The organism is Bradyrhizobium sp. (genome assembly GCF_004799405.1).
GTDB lineage: Bacteria > Pseudomonadota > Alphaproteobacteria > Rhizobiales > Xanthobacteraceae > Bradyrhizobium.
On record NZ_SSMW01000076.1, the window covers coordinates 1 to 17237 of the forward strand.

Annotated in this window: 15 protein-coding genes and 1 tRNA gene; 12 read left to right on the top strand and 4 right to left on the bottom strand. The window is 59.0% G+C overall.

Annotation, left to right across the window (positions count from 1 at the left end):
* Positions 1-627 precede the first annotated feature (627 nt).
* The 6 genes from E7813_RS11640 to E7813_RS11665 all read left to right on the top strand — a co-directional run bounded on the left by E7813_RS11640 (position 628) and on the right by E7813_RS11665 (position 6400).
* Complete coding sequence (locus E7813_RS11640) at positions 628-2187, top strand: 2-isopropylmalate synthase (RefSeq protein ID WP_291573981.1); 1560 nt, start codon at positions 628-630, stop codon at positions 2185-2187.
* Positions 2188-2418: 231 nt separating this feature from the next.
* A complete protein-coding gene (locus tag E7813_RS11645) occupies positions 2419-3420 on the top strand; it encodes a TRAP transporter substrate-binding protein (RefSeq protein ID WP_291573983.1) in 1002 nt (333 codons plus the stop codon).
* Between the two features lie 171 nt (positions 3421-3591).
* Positions 3592-4164, top strand: a complete 573-nt coding sequence (locus E7813_RS11650; protein WP_291573985.1) for a TRAP transporter small permease — start codon at positions 3592-3594, stop codon at positions 4162-4164.
* Entirely contained in the window at positions 4164-5447 is a 1284-nt protein-coding gene (locus tag E7813_RS11655) for a TRAP transporter large permease subunit (protein WP_291573987.1), read from the top strand. Before E7813_RS11650 ends, E7813_RS11655 begins: the two co-directional genes overlap by 1 nt.
* Before the next feature lie 120 nt (positions 5448-5567).
* Positions 5568-6155, top strand: coding sequence for a Spy/CpxP family protein refolding chaperone (locus E7813_RS11660; RefSeq protein ID WP_291573989.1), 588 nt, complete (start codon positions 5568-5570; stop codon positions 6153-6155).
* 169 nt (positions 6156-6324) lie between these two features.
* Positions 6325-6400 (top strand) — tRNA-Lys (locus E7813_RS11665).
* A gap of 61 nt (positions 6401-6461) precedes the next feature.
* Here the strand turns inward: E7813_RS11665 and E7813_RS11670 are convergent.
* Positions 6462-7484 (bottom strand): site-specific integrase, encoded by a 1023-nt coding sequence (locus tag E7813_RS11670; protein WP_291573991.1) that lies wholly within the window; start codon positions 7482-7484, stop codon positions 6462-6464.
* 936 nt (positions 7485-8420) lie between these two features.
* Here E7813_RS11670 and E7813_RS11675 point away from each other — a divergent pair.
* A complete protein-coding gene (locus tag E7813_RS11675) occupies positions 8421-8684 on the top strand; it encodes a hypothetical protein (RefSeq protein ID WP_291573993.1) in 264 nt (87 codons plus the stop codon).
* On the opposite strand, the gene E7813_RS11680 is transcribed toward E7813_RS11675, so the two are convergent.
* Both E7813_RS11680 and E7813_RS11685 read right to left on the bottom strand, forming a co-directional pair.
* Positions 8681-9715, bottom strand: a complete 1035-nt coding sequence (locus E7813_RS11680) for a M48 family metalloprotease (RefSeq protein ID WP_291573995.1) — start codon at positions 9713-9715, stop codon at positions 8681-8683. The two genes, E7813_RS11675 and E7813_RS11680, sit on opposite strands and share 4 nt — an antisense overlap.
* Before the next feature lie 165 nt (positions 9716-9880).
* Positions 9881-10504, bottom strand: coding sequence for a hypothetical protein (locus tag E7813_RS11685; protein WP_291573997.1), 624 nt, complete (start codon positions 10502-10504; stop codon positions 9881-9883).
* A gap of 73 nt (positions 10505-10577) precedes the next feature.
* Between E7813_RS11685 and E7813_RS11690 the strand changes: the two genes are divergently transcribed.
* From E7813_RS11690 to E7813_RS11700, 3 genes are all read left to right on the top strand, one after another.
* Positions 10578-10811, top strand: coding sequence for a hypothetical protein (locus E7813_RS11690; RefSeq protein ID WP_291573999.1), 234 nt, complete (start codon positions 10578-10580; stop codon positions 10809-10811).
* Between the two features lie 253 nt (positions 10812-11064).
* Complete coding sequence (locus tag E7813_RS11695; protein ID WP_291574001.1) at positions 11065-12246, top strand: cobalamin-independent methionine synthase II family protein; 1182 nt, start codon at positions 11065-11067, stop codon at positions 12244-12246.
* A 37-nt stretch (positions 12247-12283) separates the two neighbouring features.
* Positions 12284-13309: a cobalamin-independent methionine synthase II family protein gene (locus tag E7813_RS11700; protein ID WP_291574003.1), complete on the top strand. Its 1026-nt coding sequence runs from the start codon at positions 12284-12286 to the stop codon at positions 13307-13309.
* Here the strand turns inward: E7813_RS11700 and E7813_RS11705 are convergent.
* Positions 13306-14721, bottom strand: coding sequence for an enolase C-terminal domain-like protein (locus E7813_RS11705; protein WP_291574005.1), 1416 nt, complete (start codon positions 14719-14721; stop codon positions 13306-13308). The two genes, E7813_RS11700 and E7813_RS11705, sit on opposite strands and share 4 nt — an antisense overlap.
* A 282-nt stretch (positions 14722-15003) precedes the next feature.
* Between E7813_RS11705 and E7813_RS11710 the strand changes: the two genes are divergently transcribed.
* Positions 15004-16146, top strand: a complete 1143-nt coding sequence (locus E7813_RS11710) for an enolase C-terminal domain-like protein (protein ID WP_291574007.1) — start codon at positions 15004-15006, stop codon at positions 16144-16146.
* 60 nt (positions 16147-16206) lie between these two features.
* Positions 16207-17034: an ABC transporter permease gene (locus E7813_RS11715; RefSeq protein ID WP_291574009.1), complete on the top strand. Its 828-nt coding sequence runs from the start codon at positions 16207-16209 to the stop codon at positions 17032-17034.
* Positions 17035-17237 lie beyond the last annotated feature (203 nt).

The following is a 17237-nucleotide window of genomic DNA, read 5'->3' on the forward strand; positions in this document are numbered from 1 at the left end:
TCCGGTGTGACCGTGGTGACTGTTACTGGCATGGCTTGTTTTTCTGCCCTGCCAGGCTGCGGGCGCATTGGGCGCCCGGCATTCCCTGCGCCCTCTGATCGGAGGGCTAGGAATTCTTGGCAAACCTCGGGCGGATCACGCCGCGAGAATGCGAAACTGCGCTTAAGAGGACGCTACCGTTTTAACCTCGCCCCGCAAAACGCGGGGCGAGGGAGACGAGATCACGCCGCGAGATCGTGGGGGTGTGCTTACCTTCCAGGGGAGGTAATTAGGTCAACGCCTCTGACTAACTTTTGGCATTGCGGCTACCGTCATTTCTCGTTTAGAACGGCAGTCGAACGAGCCTCGGCAACCAACCGTCAATGGTTTTGGCCGAGAATCTCGCTTCAAAGGGTCTGGCAATGCTGATTCGCGGCCAAAAGTACGGAATTCGGGGGGAAGCGGCCAAGGCCGTGCTTCCTTGCGCGATTCCGGCTGCGTCGCTGCCCACCCTGCTTATCGGCGGCCTGCTTCTTATCGGCCCCTGAGGGCCGTCTGGGCGCTGTGCGCCTGGGCACTCAGGGGTTGCGCGAGATCACCAGACCCCCTCAGCGCTCAAGCAGCGCGCCATCTAAAGGAATTTTTCCGATGACCACCGTGAACAAGTCCGACAAGGACCGCGTCGTTATATTCGACACCACCTTGCGCGACGGCGAACAATGCCCCGGCGCCACCATGACCTTCGAGGAGAAGCTCGAGGTCGCCGAGATGCTCGACGACATGGGCGTCGATGTCATCGAGGCCGGCTTTCCGATCACCTCCGAAGGCGACTTCCAGGCGGTCAGCGAGATCGCTCGGCGTTCCAAGAACGCCGTGATCGCCGGCCTGTCGCGCGCCAATCCCAAGGATATCGACCGCTGCGCCGAAGCGGTGAGGTTCGCCAAACGTGGCCGCGTCCACACCGTGATCGCGACCTCGCCGCTGCACATGCGCGTCAAGCTCAACATGACCCCGGAGCAGGTACTGGAGCTCTCGATCGCCAACGTCACCCGCGCGCGCAACCAGATCGACGACGTCGAATGGTCGGCGGAGGACGGCACCCGCAGCGAGATGGAGTACCTGTGCCGCATTGTAGAAGCCGTGATCAAGGCGGGCGCCACCACGGTCAATATCCCCGACACGGTCGGCTACACCGTGCCGGAGGAATACACCCACTTCATGCGCACCCTGATCGAACGGGTACCGAACTCCGACAAAGCGGTGTTCTCGGTGCATTGCCATAACGATCTCGGCATGGCGGTGGCGAATTCGCTGGCGGGACTCGCCGGCGGCGCGCGGCAGATCGAATGCACCGTCAACGGCATCGGCGAGCGGGCAGGCAATGCCGCGCTCGAGGAAGTCGTGATGGCGATCAGTGTGCGGAACGACAGGTTTCCGTACTGGAACAAGATCGACACTACCATGCTGACGCGGGCCTCGAAACTGGTTTCGGCGGCGACCTCGTTTCCGGTGCAGTACAACAAGGCGATCGTGGGCCGCAACGCGTTCGCGCATGAAAGCGGCATCCATCAGGACGGCGTGCTCAAGGATGCTTCGACCTACGAGATCATGCGCCCCGAGATGATCGGCCTGAAACAATCGTCGCTGGTGCTGGGCAAGCATTCGGGACGGCATGCCTTCGTGCACAAGCTGGAGGAGATGGGCTACAAGCTCGGCGCCAACCAGCTGGAAGACGCCTTCGTGCGGATGAAGGCGCTGGCCGACCGCAAGAAGGACATCTACGACGAGGACATCGAGGCGCTGGTCGATCAGGAAATCGCCAACGCGCATGACCGCATCAAGCTGGCATCGCTGACCGTGATCGCGGGCACCCATGGCCCGCAGCGCGCCACCATGAAGCTCGACGTCGACGGCCAGATCAAAATCGAGGAAGCCGAAGGCAACGGTCCGGTCGATGCCGTCTTCAACTGCATCAAGCTATTGGTGCCGCACGAGGCCAAGCTGGAACTGTACCAGGTGCATGCGGTCACCGAAGGAACCGACGCGCAGGCCGAGGTGTCGGTGCGGCTCGCCCATGAAGGGCGGTCGATGACATCGAAGGCGTCCGACCCGGATACGCTGGTGGCGTCGGCCAAGGCCTATCTCGGGGCGCTCAACAAGATCGTCATGAAGCGCCAGCGCGACATGCCGGCGGCAGCGGCGGGCTGATTGCTTTGCTCTCTCTTCTCCCTCCCCCCTTGTGGGGGAGGGTCGGGGAGAGGGGTAGCCACAAGCGACGCTGCCCGCGAAACCCCCACCGTTTTTGCATCGCAGCAAACAAGCCTACCCTGCTAACAAGCAATGGCATTTGCGGTCGCTTCTCTGTATTGGTGCCGCTGGCATACCAGGCTGGGAGCGGCGCTTGCGCGCGCTTCGCAAAAAAATAACGCGGGAGGAAACATGCGTGGACTGGTTTTGGCTGCGGCGTCGGTCGCGGCAATGGTTTTGGCAGGGCCGGCGTCGGCGCAGTCGCCGATCGTCATCAAGTTCAGCCACGTTGTGGCTTCGAATACGCCGAAGGGTGCAGCCGCTGAAAAGTTCAAGGAACTGGCGGAGAAATACACCGACGGCAAGGTGAAGGTCGAGATCTATCCGAACTCGACGCTCTACAAGGACAAGGAAGAACTGGAAGCGCTGCAACTCGGCGCGGTTCAGATGCTGGCGCCCTCGAACTCCAAGTTCGGACCGATCGGCGTCCGCGAGTTCGAGGTGTTCGATCTTCCCTATATCCTGCCCGACCTCGCCACCTTGCGCAAAGTGACCGACGGACCGCTTGGCGCCAAGCTGCTCAAGCTGCTGGAGCCGAAGGGCATGATCGGTCTCGCTTACTGGGACAACGGCTTCAAGGAAATGACCGCCAACAAGAAACTGATCACGCCGGAGGACTACAAGGGTCTGAAATTCCGCATCCAGTCGTCGAAGGTTCTGGAAGCGCAATTCCGCGCGCTGGGCTCGATCCCCCAGGTGATGGCGTTCGGCGAGGTGTACCAGGCGCTGCAGACCGGCGTGGTCGACGGCCAGGAGAACACGACGTCCAACATCTACACCCAGAAGATGCACGAGGTGCAGAAGTACATGACCATGACCAACCACGGCTATATCGGTTATGTCGTGGTCGTGAACAAGAAGTTCTGGGAGGGCCTGCCGACCGATATCCGCACGCAATGCGAGAAGGCCATGAAGGAAGCGACCGCTTTCGGCAACGGCCAGTCGGTGAAGGAAAACGACGACGCGCTCGCCGAGATCAGGAAGTCCGGCAAGACCGAAATCGACACCTTGACGCCGGAGCAGGATGCCGCCATGCGCAGGGCGATGGAGCCGGTCTACAAGGACGTCGCGAGCCGGGTCGGCCAACCCCTGATCGACGAGTTCATCAAGGAAACTGGCGGCGCAAGCCACTAGTGAACTTCCATTCTCTCAGCCTTCATGCCCGGGCAAAAGCGCGAAGCGCGTCTTCGCGCCAGATGTCCCGGGCATCCACGTCTTGAGGTGGGCAACGAAGTCGTGGGATGGCCGGGACGAGCCCGGCCATGACCAGCCGAATTCAAATCGTGCGTTGTAAGGGGGACGTTGGTGCTGCTTCGCATCCTTGATCGGCTCGAGGAAATCATCATCAGCTCGCTGATGGCGGCGGCGACGATCCTGATTTTCATCTCCGTCGTGCACCGGTTCGGCACCGGCGTCCCGTTGCTGTATCCCTATCTGATCCGCATTCACATCTCCTGGGCGCAGGAGCTGTGCATCTACATGTTCATCTGGATGGCGAAGTTCGGCGCCGCCTATGGCGTGCGAACCGGCATCCATGTCGGCGTCGACGTGCTGATCAACCAGCTCAATGCGCGCTGGCAGAAGCGTGTCATCCTGTTCGGCCTGCTCGGCGGGGCGCTGTTCACCGCCATTGTCGGCACCATGGGCGCGAAATTCGTGATCGAATTGATGAGCACCGACCAGGTGTCGCCCGATCTCGAACTGCCGAGCTGGATTGTCTACGCCTGCATCCCGCTCGGCTCGTATCTGATGTGCTTCCGCTTTCTGCAGGTATCGTGGACCTATTGGAGGACCGGCGCGCTGCCGCACCATGACGCGACGCATGTCGACGGCATCGAAGTCAGCGCCAAGGCGCCGGTCGCGCTGGGAGAGGCGTAATGAGCGCCGCCCTTATTTTCGGACTGCTGTTTGCCCTGATGCTGACGGGCATGCCGATCTCGATTTCGCTCGGCCTCACCGTGCTGACTTTCCTGTTCACGATGACCGAAGTGCCGATCGAAAGCGTCGGGCTGAAACTGTTTTCCGGCCTCGATAATTTCGGGATCATGGCGATCCCGTTTTTTATCCTCGCCGGCACGTTCCTGACCCGCGGCGGCGTCGCCCGGCGCATGATCGCCTTTACCACCTCGGTTGTCGGCCATTTGCCCGGCGGGCTCGGCCTTGCGGGCGTCGCGGCGTGCGCGATGTTCGCCGCGATTTCCGGATCCAGCGTCGCGACAGTCGTGGCGATCGGCTCGATCATGATGCCGGCGATGGTGGAGCACGGTTATCCGCGCCGGTTCGGCGTCGGCGTGATCTCGACCTCGGGTGCGCTCGGCATCCTGGTGCCGCCGTCGATCATTCTTGTGCTGTACGGGGTGTCCACCAATACTTCGATCGGGGCGCTGTTCATGGCCGGCATCGTGCCGGGAATCATGCTGGCGTCGATGCTGGCGGTCGTGACCTGGTTCATTGCCTGGCGCAAGGGCTATCCGCGAATGCGAAAGGCCACGTTGTGGGAGCAATGGACCGCGTTCCGCGAAAGCGTCTGGGGCCTGCTGCTGATCGCCATCGTGCTCGGCGGCATCTACGGCGGAATCTTCACGCCGACCGAGGCCGCCGCCGTCGCCGCGGTCTACGCCTTCTTCATCACGGTGTTCGTCTACAAGGAACTGAAGCTTCGCGAAGTGCCGAAGGTGCTGCTGCAGGCGGCGAGCATGAGTTCGATGCTGCTCTACATCATCACCAACGCGGTATTGTTCTCGTTCCTGATGACCCATGAGCAGATCCCGCAGGAGATGGCGGCCTGGATCATCGACAAGAATTTCAGCCTCTGGATGTTCCTGCTGGTAGTCAACATCCTGCTGCTGGCGGCCGGCAACGTCATGGACCCGTCGTCGATTTTGCTGATCATGGCGCCGATCCTGTTTCCGCTCGCCACCAAGATCGGCATCCATCCGGTTCATCTCGGCGTGCTGATGATCGTCAACACCGAAGTCGGACTGTGCCATCCGCCGGTCGGCCTCAATCTCTATATCGCCAGCGGTATCGCGAAAATGGGCATCAGCGAAATCACCGTCGCGGTGCTGCCGTGGCTGTGCGCGATGCTGATCTTTCTGGGGCTGATCACCTACATCCCGGAAATCTCACTGTGGCTTCCGCGCCTGCTGGGCATGATCTGAAACATTTTGATACATGATGGCGCATTACATCTTGGTAAGAGAGGGCACTCTTTCCAAACTGTAAGTTGATTGCGCGGACAGGCGCGCCCATCTTGGCGTGACCTTTCAAAGGAGGTTCGCATGAAGAAGGTTCTTCTCGCCGGCGTTGCGGCGCTCGCCATCGCCGGCTCGACCGTGGTCTATGCCCAGCATCGTCCGTGGTTTCACGACCACGTGCGAATGAGCCCGGAGGACAGGGCGGCGTTCGCCGACGCGCGGATTGCGGCGGTCCATGCCGGGCTCAAGCTCACGCCCGATCAGGAGAAATTGTGGCCGCCGGTGGAAGCCGCGGTGCGGGATTTCGCCAAACTGAGAATCGATCGCGCCAATGCGCGGATGAACGCGCAGCAGGATGCTTCCAAGGATGCGCCGCAGCCGGAGAAGGATCCGGTGACGCGGCTGCGCGAGCGCGCCGATGACATGGCGGCCACGGCGGCGGCGCTGAAGCGTATCGCGGATGCGGCCGATCCGCTCTACAAGACTCTCGACGACGGCCAGAAACGCCGTCTCGCCATGCTGACGCATCGGGAGCATCGCTTTGGCGGCGAGGGGTGGCGGCACCACCGGTTCGAGCACGGCATGATGGATGGCGACCGGGATCGCGGTGACGACCGGGATGGCGCCCCAGGCGGGGATTATGGCGGCCGGGGCGGTTCCGAACGGCTCTAGCCGCGCCAATCTTACATCGATCAGAATGCAGAAAAACCGCCGGAATCCGGCGGTTTTTCGCGTCCTGACTTCGCCGACACGACCGGGGAATACCTCGCCGGTTTGCTGGACATCGGGGGGGTGCTTTGCTAAACGACGCCCTCTTGTGAAGGCTTTCCGGGCCGGTTCCGGGCGCATAGCTCAGTTGGTAGAGCAGATGACTCTTAATCATCGGGTCCCAGGTTCGAGCCCTGGTGCGCCCACCAAGCTTTTCAAGCACTTACCAAAATAGCCAAAGCCAAAATCAGCCGCGGTTTACACCACGGTTTACAGTTTTGTTCTCTTTTCGAGCTTTAGCACCGCGGCTTCGGCGAGCTGAATGTCGCGGCCGAGATAGTGAGCGTCGAGGATGGCTTCAACGTCCTTGAGGCTGTGGCCGGTGAAGGTCGCGATCTGCGGCACTGTGGCCTCCGCGAGCGCCAGACGAACCACCGCTGAGCCTCTGAGATCATGAAACGTCAGGCCGACGATGCCAGCGCGTGCGCACGTCTTGGACCACGACGTCCGAAACCCGTCCGATGTCCAGGGACGACCGTAGGAATTGGTAAGAACAAGTGGGCTGCGGCGTTCGGTGCCGTCGAGAAGCACTTTTAGCGGCGCTCCCGCAGGCATCGTAATTCGGCGACCGCCCTTTGACTGGCGAAGCCGAAGGTGGCTGCCGTCGTATGACGACCACGGCAGTCGCAACAGGTCGCCTTGCCGTTGGCCAGTCCAGAGCGCCAGGACGAGCGCCAGTTTGATCTCAGACGACGCAATCGATAGTAGGTCGGCTATTTCAGATTCGCCCCAGAACTTGTCTGTTCGATCAGCGGCATATAAACGACCGCCTTTTTCGCAGGGATTAGTTGCGATTGTGCCACGATCCTTGGCGAACGACATGATGCGTGCCAGCGTAGTCCAGGCATAATCGGCCTTGCGCGGCGTCTGGGCAAACTTGTCACGCCAAGACTTGAACTCACCACGTACGCGCCGGTCGGCGAGGGCCGCTAGAGGCAGATCGCCGAACTCCTCCTCGATTAGCTTGATATAGTTCAAGTACGCGCGCCGAGTGTCCTTCGCTAGCTGAGTGAATTCTGGCGACGCCTTGTACTCGGCGATGATAGTCATCAACGTGCCGGCGCGAGGCTGCCTGATGCTGCTATGCGCTTCGTTGTATGCATGCACGAACTCGGGCGTGCCCGGCTTTGCATGGATTGCAGGACCGCCACGCCAGGCATAGTAGTGGATATTGATGTCGCCATTCGCGAGGCGCTTTTTGACCTTATGAATTCCCTTCAGAACGACGCGCACGTTTCGCCCTCCATTCGTCCAGTTCAGATTTCTCCGTCGCCGCAAGACCACTGAGCGAATCTAGCGCACGGTCAATGGCGCGCAAGTCCCACCTCGAAGTACCTATCAAGGGTCTCGGCAAGAGGCCCGAGCTAACCCAATGCGAAAGCGAACTTCGAGATATACCGCAGTAATGCGCTGCCTGGTCGCGGGTCACTAGCCGCGGGTTCAATTGGTGTGCTGAAACCTCAGCTCGGGCCATTTGCGAGATTGCCTAACTCAAATGTCTGCCTTGGTCCCAAGGCTATCGCCCCGGCTTCCGGCTGTCCGAGACATCATCCAAGCCACTGGTCCGAATTGCCAGCGAAGGTTTGTGTGGGAAATGGCCGGCCGTGCCCCCGATTTGTTGCACACGTAACATCGGAAAGCTGCCTTCAGGATAGGGTCGCGGGGAATGGCTTGATCGTAGAAAGGGCGATCATGATAGGATCACCATACCCTTACCGTGAACGTAACGGAGATCGCCGTGACGCGAGGCAACAAAGGTCAGGATGCGGGTCCTCCGGAAAAATGGGCACCCGGCCGAACGCTGTATAGCATCACCGAGATGCCTCTAGCGGCGGAGGACATTGCGGAAGCCGCGCAGCTGATTGCTGCTCTAAATGACCAGACCGGAACAAACCTGGCTGATGAGCTTCAATCAATCGCGAGGCGCTACTGGGAGCAGCATCGCGACTCAGAACACCCACCGGCAAATTGGTATCGAACGAAGGTGGGCAGGATACAGAAAGAAGCCGAAAGTCTTCTGAAACTGCTTCGAGAACCGCAAGCTACGGTGCTTGGCCAGCTGCGACTTCGGACCAAACAGCACATGGGCCTTCATCTGCTCGGGAACGTTAGGCAGGAGCCCCTTTCAATCGAACACCTGCTGGATGACTTTGTGGCCGTCTGCAAATCGTGCACTTTCCCGGCAAGGAGGACGAAACTCTCAAAGGTGAAATCAAAACGCTCGAATCCGCGCTCGACTACCACACCGTCGAAAATCGCAACAAGCGCAAAACCCTCCAGGAACGTCGCAACACACTCGCCAAGCAAATGGAAGCAACCGGCGCTGCAATGCAACACCGTCAGCGCGGCCTCAACGAGCTTCACCAGCGCATCGAAACCAACTTGCAGCTAGCTAAGAATGCGGAGACGTGGGAGTGGAAGGAAATCGCCTAATCCCCAGCAAAACTGAAGACTAGGGTATCGTCGCGGTAGCTAGTAACAGCGCATGACTCGTTCACGATCGGCGCACGTCCGAACATTGTAACTTGTCTGTCGTCTGACGAAACAGCTCCGCTTACCTTATAGGCTATCGGTCGGCAGTGGGAGAAGATGTATGCATCGCCCGAGTACGAGTTCCCACTCCTCCTTCCCTTGAACAGGAGCGTCCCTTTCCCTACGCCGACCGCAGCCAATCCGTTTTTCGGACTTTCATACACGAAGCGCCGATCTGCACCGTTTGCTATGAGCCGCACAACAGACCCGTTATGACTCCATAGCGGCTCGACGGATTTCAAACCAACGTTTCCACCCAGTTCGTTGCTCGCGATTAACGGCACTTGTCTGCCTATGCACGGTGATCCGTTGTTGTAGCCATCCACTATCGCGTTGATGCGCATCGCTAACGGCGGATGTGTGGTCGAGCCTCCCGGCGAGAATAGTTGTGCCGCATACAGAAGAGCATCATTCAAATTCAATCCGAACGAGCCAGCGCGAATAGTCATTCCGGAAAACGTGTCTGCCTCCAATTCCTTGGTCCACGGATTCTGCGTCATCGTCCCCGATGTATGACCGCAAACGTGATGACCCAATTCGTGTCCCATCACCAGAGCCATCATTCCGTAGTTACTGTGAATCTGATGGCTCATTACAATATAGCGTTTTCCGCCGTAGATCGCCGCAAAGGCGTTTGCGCCTATCTCCCCTGTTCTTCCGATAGCTAGAGGATGTGGCGACGGCATCCCAGATAAGGCGTTTGGAATGCCCGCGACAATGTCCTCAAGCGCAAACCAATCGTGCGCTATCGACTCTGTTCGCTCATCGGCTGGTTCACCTTCGCGGGTCTCGTACACATTTATGATTTTTCCATAGAAGTTGTCGTAATCGAAGACGTAGGCATCTTGCCCCGCATGCATTTTAAAATCGTGCGCTTCCGCAGAAAAGCTGAAAGCTATGAACAAAAAGAAACCGAATATCCCCTTGCACATCTCTTCCTCTCCCTCCTAACCGGCTTTCGTTATTCGGATTAATCGTTGCCTGTAAAAATTCGACCGGTATAGCGCTGACCTGCGTCATGCTCAAAAACAGAGCCGAGATCGTCTCAAGAATAAGGCGCATATGCGTCTCCCCACGCCTCATTTCCCCGTAGCAATTTATTTGAAATAGGACCCTGGGTGAGAACAGCCTTTCTCGGTTGTATTCTCGACCGTCAAATCCTGGCATATCAGTTTGTCCGTTTCGGATACGCGCACTTCAATCACCTTGTTCGCAGCACTCGGAGTATTCAACGATATTGCTGTTTGAAGACCTCGTTTTGGAGAGACGTAAAGAGTGCCGTTCTGAAACGCTTTCGGCTCAAGCCCAAACAGAACAGCCATGGGATAATACTCCGCGCCGTCGCACTGCCACTTTTTCACATTGTGAGAATTGGCTTCGAAAAAACCGCTCAACCCGTTTATGTCAAACCAACCTGATCCTCCGGGAAACTCAGGCAGGTAAATGATTTGATATTCGAGGAATTTGTCTCCATCAGCGCGCGAGTCTTGTAGAAAGCCATTGGCCACGTCCGGCCCATAGCGCTTATTCGCCGTAAGCCACTCGTAGTGTTGTTTGGCCGAGGGCATCGTAACCTCGTTCATCGTACAGATGGTAATGCCCGAACCTTCCGCTCGCGCACAAACCAAAGGCAACAGCTCAAGCGTCAAGGTCGCTACCAGCAAGTGAAAAATCATATTCGTTCGTGCAACCTGCAAAATGCTTCCAACCAGTCTAAGCATCAAACCCCTCGCCTTCTATCCCCACGCCCGCACTTATCCGTCGAATGACAGGTGCTAAGATTATTGCACCTCTATGTCTCCCATCTTCCGCGCGATCGGCGACCAATTCAATCACAGATTTAGCGTCAAAAATACTGCTCCGGCAAATGAATTTGTTGGCTTCCGAAGCAACGGCGCCATCGTTGTTCGCGAGCGCCGTAAGGCCGAAATTCCGAACGTAAGCGAGAAGTCCGAAACGCTTGGTAGCGAAGCGCGGGGCATGCTCGGCACCCCGCTTCACCTCGAATCGCGCTCAGAAACTAGCTAACTAATTCACAAAACCTATACAGTTCGTGGCTGGAAGCCCCAGTCCTAGCCGTGAACCAATTGTTAGAAGAGCGGTATTGAATGGCCGCTCCTGGCGCAAAGCGGCCGGTCGGAGCAAAAGGCATCCGTGGCACGATACGCAAGCCCTCAGCCAACATTCAAACTCGGCCAATCGGCGGAGGCGGTCCCCCCTTGTAACCGGATGGTTAACAGACATAGAATTCGTGGCGCCAATAAGTATAAGATGAAACGCCATGAAGCATAGCGGCGATCGAATTCTCACGACCCATGTCGGCAGCTTGCCGCGCCCGGCGGATCTTCACGCCATGAGCGTCGCGCGCCGGCAGGGTCAAAAGATTGACGATGTGGCATTTAACGCCCGCGTGCGCAAGGCGGTGTCGGACGTCGTCCGCAAGCAGGTCGATCTTGGTATCGACATCGTCGATGACGGCGAGATGAGCAAGCCGAGCTTCATTACCTATATCAACGAGCGTCTTGCCGGGCTTGAGCCCGATAGTTCCCACCGCAATCAAAGTCCGTGGGCCGGTTCCCGGGAGGTCCAGGAGTTTCCCGAATTCTACGCTCCGCAACTCGCCAACGTGCATACAAAGCACACGCACTATCTTTGTACCGGACCGGTCAAATATCGTGGGGGACAGGCACTCAAGACGGATCTCGACAATCTGAAAGCCGCGTTGAAGGATATTGATGTGGCCGATGCGTTTGTACCGTCGACATCGGTCTCGAGTATCGAGGATTGGAACCGCAACGCCTACTACAAGTCCGACGAGGATTACCTGTTCGGGCTTGCCGAGGCGATCGGAGAGGAATATCGCGCGATCGTCGATGCAGGGTTTGTCCTCCAGGTCGACGATCCACATCTGGTGACCTATTACGTGTGCCATCCGGACACGAGTATGGAAGAGTGCCGCAAGTGGATCGCGCTGCGGGTGCACGCGATCAATCACGCCTTGCGCGGAATTCCGAAGGACAGGGTGCGCTTCCACACCTGCTACGGCATCAATTTCGGACCGCGAGTGCACGATATTGAGGTTAAGCATATCGTCGATATTCTAGGGCGACTGAATGTCGGCGCGTTTTCATTCGAAGCGGCCAACCCGCGGCACGAGCACGAGTGGACGTCGTGGCGCGATGCGAAGCTGCCCGACGACATCATCATGATTCCGGGCATGATCACGCAATCGAATGTCATGGTTGAGCATCCAGAGTCGGTCGCGCAACGGCTTGAGCGCTGGATCGATGCTTTCGGCGTGGAGCGCGTGATTGCCGGCACCGATTGCGGCTTTGCCAGTTTTGCCGGCAACGACGAAATCCACCAAACCATCGTGTGGGCCAAGTTCGCCGCGCTGGTGAAGGGAACGCAGATCGCGTCAAAGGCGGCCCGGCCAAAACGCCTGACCGCCCAACGTTCTTAAGTCAAACAAGAAAAATCAACCCAAGGAAAATCGTCAAATGTCGGCTTCGAATAGCGTCAAAAACGCGCGCATCCTCACCACCACAGTCGGTTCTTATCCGGTGCCGGACTGGCTGGTGGCGCTGCCTTCCGAACAAGCGGTGATCGATGCGACGCGCGTCGTGATCGATACCCAGGAGCAGGCCGGTATCGATCTGGTGTGCGACGGCGAGCTTTATCGGTTCGACGTTAATCACCCCGAGACCAACGGGATGATCGAATACTTCGTGCGACCGATGTCGGGCGTGCGCAATGAGATCGGATTGGCCGAATGGTTGGCGTTCAAGCAATCGCCGGATCATAAATTCCGTAGGCGTCCGCCAGGCGTGGTTGATAGCGCCATCGGTCCGGGCTCGCTCGATCTGCCGGCCGCTTGCACCCGCGCCAGAAAGCTGGCGACGCGGCCGCTGAAGTTCACGCTCACTGGCCCGCACATGCTCGCCAAGATGCTGCTGGACAACCACTACAAGGACAAGGCGGCTCTGACCATGGCGATCGCCGATGTGCTGGCGGAACAAGTCAAGCATATCGATGCCGATGTGATCCAGGTCGATGAGGCCAATCTGCCCGGCAGCCCGGAGGAATGGAAATGGGCGGCGGACGCCATGAATCGGGTGCTCGACGCCATCCCGAGCGTGCCTGCGGTGCATCTGTGCTTCGGCAATTACGGCGGCCAGACCATCCAGAAGGGGGGCTGGTGCAAGCTCATCGACTATCTGAACGAGCTGCATGTGAACCATATCGTCATGGAGAATGCACATCGTCCGCCCGAGGAGCTCGCGGTGTTCAAGGAGCTGCGGCCCGAGATCGGCTTCGGCCTGGGTGTCGTCGACATCAAGCAGACGGTAGTTGAATCGGCTGACTCCATTGCCCGTGCGATCGAGCACGCCGACAAGGTTCTGGGCGTCGGCCGGGTAAAATATATCCATCCCGATTGCGGGTTCTGGATGCTCAAGCGTGGCATTGCCGACGGCAAAATTCGCGCGCTCGTGCTCGGCCGCGACCTCTACGAGGGCCGCAACTAGGCCATGCGCTTGAGCGTTTCCCAATCCGGGTAGGCGCCGGAGGCGAAACCTGGCCCGGCAAGCGATCCGACAGTGAGTTGGCCGGCGCGAATCTTGAGCCGAACCGCGCCGTATTTATGCTCGTAGAGGTCGGGATGCCCGGTCAGAAACATGGTTTGCTCGGTCGCGGGCAAGCCTGCCATGCCGTTCACATAGTGATGTCCGTTGCGTTCTACGTGCCTGATGCCGATGAGATTGACCAGCGCCAGATCCTGCTGCACCGCCAAGCCTGCTTGAGTGGTCAGATCCTCACCGGTCATGAAACAGCGGGGCGCACCTGCCTCGGCGTTCCAGTGCGCGCAGCGTGCGGCATTGAGAATGGATTTGTACAGCCCCTTGCAGCATTTGCTGGAGACGCCGGCATAGCCGAGGCTGCGGGCGCGCGGGAACGCGCCGAGATCATCATCGGATTCGTCGATGATGACAGGCTTTACGTGCGACAACGCCGACACGTCGCCATCGAGCGCATGCGTGCGGGTGATCGGCTGTTCGATGAACAGGATGCTCGCGACCAGTCGTTGCAGCTGTGGCGCATCCTGCATCCGGCGCCATAAGTCGAACAGCACCGCGATATCGTTGAATTGTTCGTTGCCGTCCAGTGAGACGAAATAGGGTTGGGGCGCGCGATCCAGCACGGCGGCAATCTCAATCAGTCTCGCCAGATCGGCATTAATGTTGCCGCCAACCTTGAGCTTGAAATAGCGGTGGCCGTAGGTTGCTACGGCTTCCTCCAGCGATTCTGGCAAGCCATCGCCGACTTGTCCCGGATGGCCGCCGATGACATCGACCAACCCTACGGTATGGCGCGCGGCGATGGTGTCCGCCGGTGCAAGTTGCGCGAGAAAACGCGGCATGTCGAATTCGGCAAGATCGCCGACATGGTGGCCCAGCAGCGTCGGATCGATACCGGCGAGGTTGTCGCGCATGCCGTCGTAGAACGAGCAGCCAACCGACAGGAAAAGCGCATCGAGAATGGCGCGATCGAGTTGCGCCGGGCCGTAATTGGCGATCAATGAATTGAGGCCGTGCGTTGCGCCAGCTTCGATCTGCTCGTCGTAATGCGCGGCGAAATGGCCGAACGCTGTTCGTGCCTTGCTGTCCATATAGGCGCCGGCCGCGAGTCGAAGCGCCAGGCGCAACTGATCGAAATTGTTTTCGTTCGAAAGCGCCTCGTTCTTGTCGAACCATTTCGGCGCCAGCAACTCGGCGGCGGCGCCCCACTGTGAGCGGCCGTCGGCAAGCTCGATACGAACGCGCACAAAACACTGCGGCGCCTCGGTCAGTGTCACCACGCCAAACCGGAACGGCATACGGAGGTGAACGTCCCTTTCGTAGAGGCCAACCTCGCGTACGCTGAAGAGCGTCGCGTTCATGCGACGGCCGCCCGATGCCGCCCGGCTGCACCGGCGCGCCCTGATTGCGTCCGCGGCCCGGGATACGTACTCGAAATACAGTGAATTTCGTCAGTCATGCGAATTCCGCCACCGGACGCGGTCCGGCCCGACGGAGCCTTTTTGGAGGAATCTCTCATTGCTCGATAATTTTGCTCGCGCCGATCTAACCAGATAGTTAAACTCAATGCCAACCCTCTTGCGGCACCAGGAAAACTCGCAAGCATGGGTGGGGCGAGGAAACCTGAGAGGATTGCGGCCGAGATGGCTCGGATTACCCGCGTCGACATCAAACGGTTCGACTATCCGCTGCTTGGAGAATTCAAATTCTTCAAGTCAGGTTCGCGGCCGTCGATTCTGGTCAGGCTGACCGACGAGAACGGCTTGCAGGGCTGGGGCCAATCGGTGCCGGTCGAAACCTGGACATATGAGACCGTCGAAAGCGTCGAGTCGACGCTGCAGCACTATCTTGCACCCGCCATTCTCGGCGCCGATCCGAGCGACCTTGCCGACGTTCGCGCGCGCATGGAGCGCGCGATCCGGCCATCATTTTCTGTCGGCCAGCCTTTGTGCAAGGCGGGTGTCGATCTTGCCTGTTACGACCTCTGGGGCAAACAGACCGGCAAATCGGTCAGCAATCTCTTGGGTGGCGCGAACAAGAAGCAAATCAAGCTGAGTTGGACCATTCAGTCTCCGACGCTTGCCGGAGCCGAAAAGCAATTGGAACAGGGAAGGGCGCTTGGTTACGACAGCTTCAACATCAAGGTCGGCGCTCCGCAGACACTAACTTACGACCTCGAACTCGTGCGTACGGTCATGACGTTCGCGCCCAATGGCTTCCACTGGTGCGACGCCAACACCAATTACGATCTCGACACGGCGTTGACGATGGCGCCGAAGCTCGCCGATCTCGGCCTCAGAGGGCTTGAATCGCCGCTGCCTCCTAACCGAATTCGCGCCTATCAAACACTGAAACGCCAGGGGGCACTGCCCATTCTGATGGATGAAGGCATCGTCTCTCCGGTTGAAGTGGCGGAGTTCATAGCGCTGGGAATGCTCGACGGCATCGCCATGAAAGTGGCCCGTTGCGGCGGCTTGTGGAATGCGACGCGGATCGCGCGGCTTCTCCGGGAAAGCGGATTGCTGCTGTTTGCCTCAGGGCTGACCGATCCGGAACTATCGATGGCGGCAACCGCGCATTTCTTCGCCTGGGCTGGCCTGGAACTTCCCGCCGCGGTCAACGGCCCGCAATATCTCGTAGACCGGGGTACGGTGGACCCTTCGTTTCGGCCACGCGGCGACAGCTTGCATGTGCCGGATGGGCCGGGGCTGGGGATAGAACTGGCGGACGCGGCGCAAAAGTCGATGATGACCGTGGCGCAGGCTCAAGAAGCTTTACCGGCTTGAAGCCTCTGCTACGTTGAACGAAACCATACGGTCAAACGATGTGGGTTTGGAAAGGAAACGATGGCTCTGGCGAGTGAATCTGCAAAGCCTGATACCGGGGCCGCGAGCGCGGGCATAGCGGGTATTATCAGGAAATTGACGCCGCTGGCCGGCGTCGCGGGTTTCCTGTTGGTGTGGCAGGTTTTCGTGGTCGCCTGGGGCGTGCCGACCTATCTGCTCCCTTCGCCCTCGGCCATCGGCCATGCCTTCATCAATCAGCTTCCGCTCCTGCTCCGCAATGGCTGGGTTACCGTCTACGAAATGCTGGCGGGTTATGCGATGGCGGTCGGCATCGCAATTCCGCTGGCGATCGCGATCACGTCCTCGCGGCGCTTCAATCAGCTCGTGATGCCGACCATGCTGTTCTTCCAGATCATTCCGAAGGTGGCGATCGCGCCATTGTTCCTGGTCTGGTTCGGGGTCGGACCGACGCCGAAAATCCTGGTCGCGTTCCTGATTTCGTTCTTCCCTATCGTGATCGACGCCGCCGTCGGCTTGCGCTCGATGTCGCTGGAAATGACGGACCTCGCGCGCTCGATGGGCGCTTCGCGGCTGCAGGTGTTTGCGCAGTTCAGGCTGCCGACCAGCCTGCCATATCTGTTCAGCGGCCTGAAGGTGGCGGCGACGCTGGCGATCGCCGGCACGGTAGTTGGCGAATTCGTCGGAGCCGACAAAGGCCTCGGCTATCTCCTGCTCGTGACCAATTCGAATATGGAAACCGCGCTGATGTTCGCCACCATCGTGGCGCTGACGATTATCGGTCTGGTTTTCTATTACCTGGTGGAATTGCTCGAGGGCTTCTTGATCCCCTGGCACGTTACCCATCGGGTGGAGTCGGGCACCATGTAGCCCAAATCAGGTTCTGATCGACGGTCAATCATAAGGAGCTTCGCTCGAAGGCGAAGACACATCTCAGGGAAGAGGCAAAATCATGAAGCGCAGAGAGATTTTACTATCGTTGATGGCGGCGGCCGCTGCCCTGACGCTGACGGCGCCGGCCGGCGCCCAGACGCTCGACAAGTTTTCGTTTCGCCTGAACTGGACGCTGTATG

What these genes read in the sequence shown, in the direction of transcription:
- E7813_RS11640 (WP_291573981.1), top strand. Translation starts at nt 628, where the DNA reads ATGACCACCGTGAACAAGTCCGACAAGGACCGCGTCGTTATATTCGAC.
- E7813_RS11645 (WP_291573983.1), top strand. Translation starts at nt 2,419, where the DNA reads ATGCGTGGACTGGTTTTGGCTGCGGCGTCGGTCGCGGCAATGGTTTTG.
- E7813_RS11655 (WP_291573987.1), top strand. Translation starts at nt 4,164, where the DNA reads ATGAGCGCCGCCCTTATTTTCGGACTGCTGTTTGCCCTGATGCTGACG.
- E7813_RS11660 (WP_291573989.1), top strand. Translation starts at nt 5,568, where the DNA reads ATGAAGAAGGTTCTTCTCGCCGGCGTTGCGGCGCTCGCCATCGCCGGC.
- E7813_RS11680 (WP_291573995.1), bottom strand. Translation starts at nt 9,715, where the DNA reads ATGTGCAAGGGGATATTCGGTTTCTTTTTGTTCATAGCTTTCAGCTTT.
- E7813_RS11685 (WP_291573997.1), bottom strand. Translation starts at nt 10,504, where the DNA reads ATGCTTAGACTGGTTGGAAGCATTTTGCAGGTTGCACGAACGAATATG.
- E7813_RS11690 (WP_291573999.1), top strand. Translation starts at nt 10,578, where the DNA reads ATGTCTCCCATCTTCCGCGCGATCGGCGACCAATTCAATCACAGATTT.
- E7813_RS11695 (WP_291574001.1), top strand. Translation starts at nt 11,065, where the DNA reads ATGAAGCATAGCGGCGATCGAATTCTCACGACCCATGTCGGCAGCTTG.
- E7813_RS11700 (WP_291574003.1), top strand. Translation starts at nt 12,284, where the DNA reads ATGTCGGCTTCGAATAGCGTCAAAAACGCGCGCATCCTCACCACCACA.
- E7813_RS11705 (WP_291574005.1), bottom strand. Translation starts at nt 14,721, where the DNA reads ATGAACGCGACGCTCTTCAGCGTACGCGAGGTTGGCCTCTACGAAAGG.
- E7813_RS11710 (WP_291574007.1), top strand. Translation starts at nt 15,004, where the DNA reads ATGGCTCGGATTACCCGCGTCGACATCAAACGGTTCGACTATCCGCTG.
- E7813_RS11715 (WP_291574009.1), top strand. Translation starts at nt 16,207, where the DNA reads ATGGCTCTGGCGAGTGAATCTGCAAAGCCTGATACCGGGGCCGCGAGC.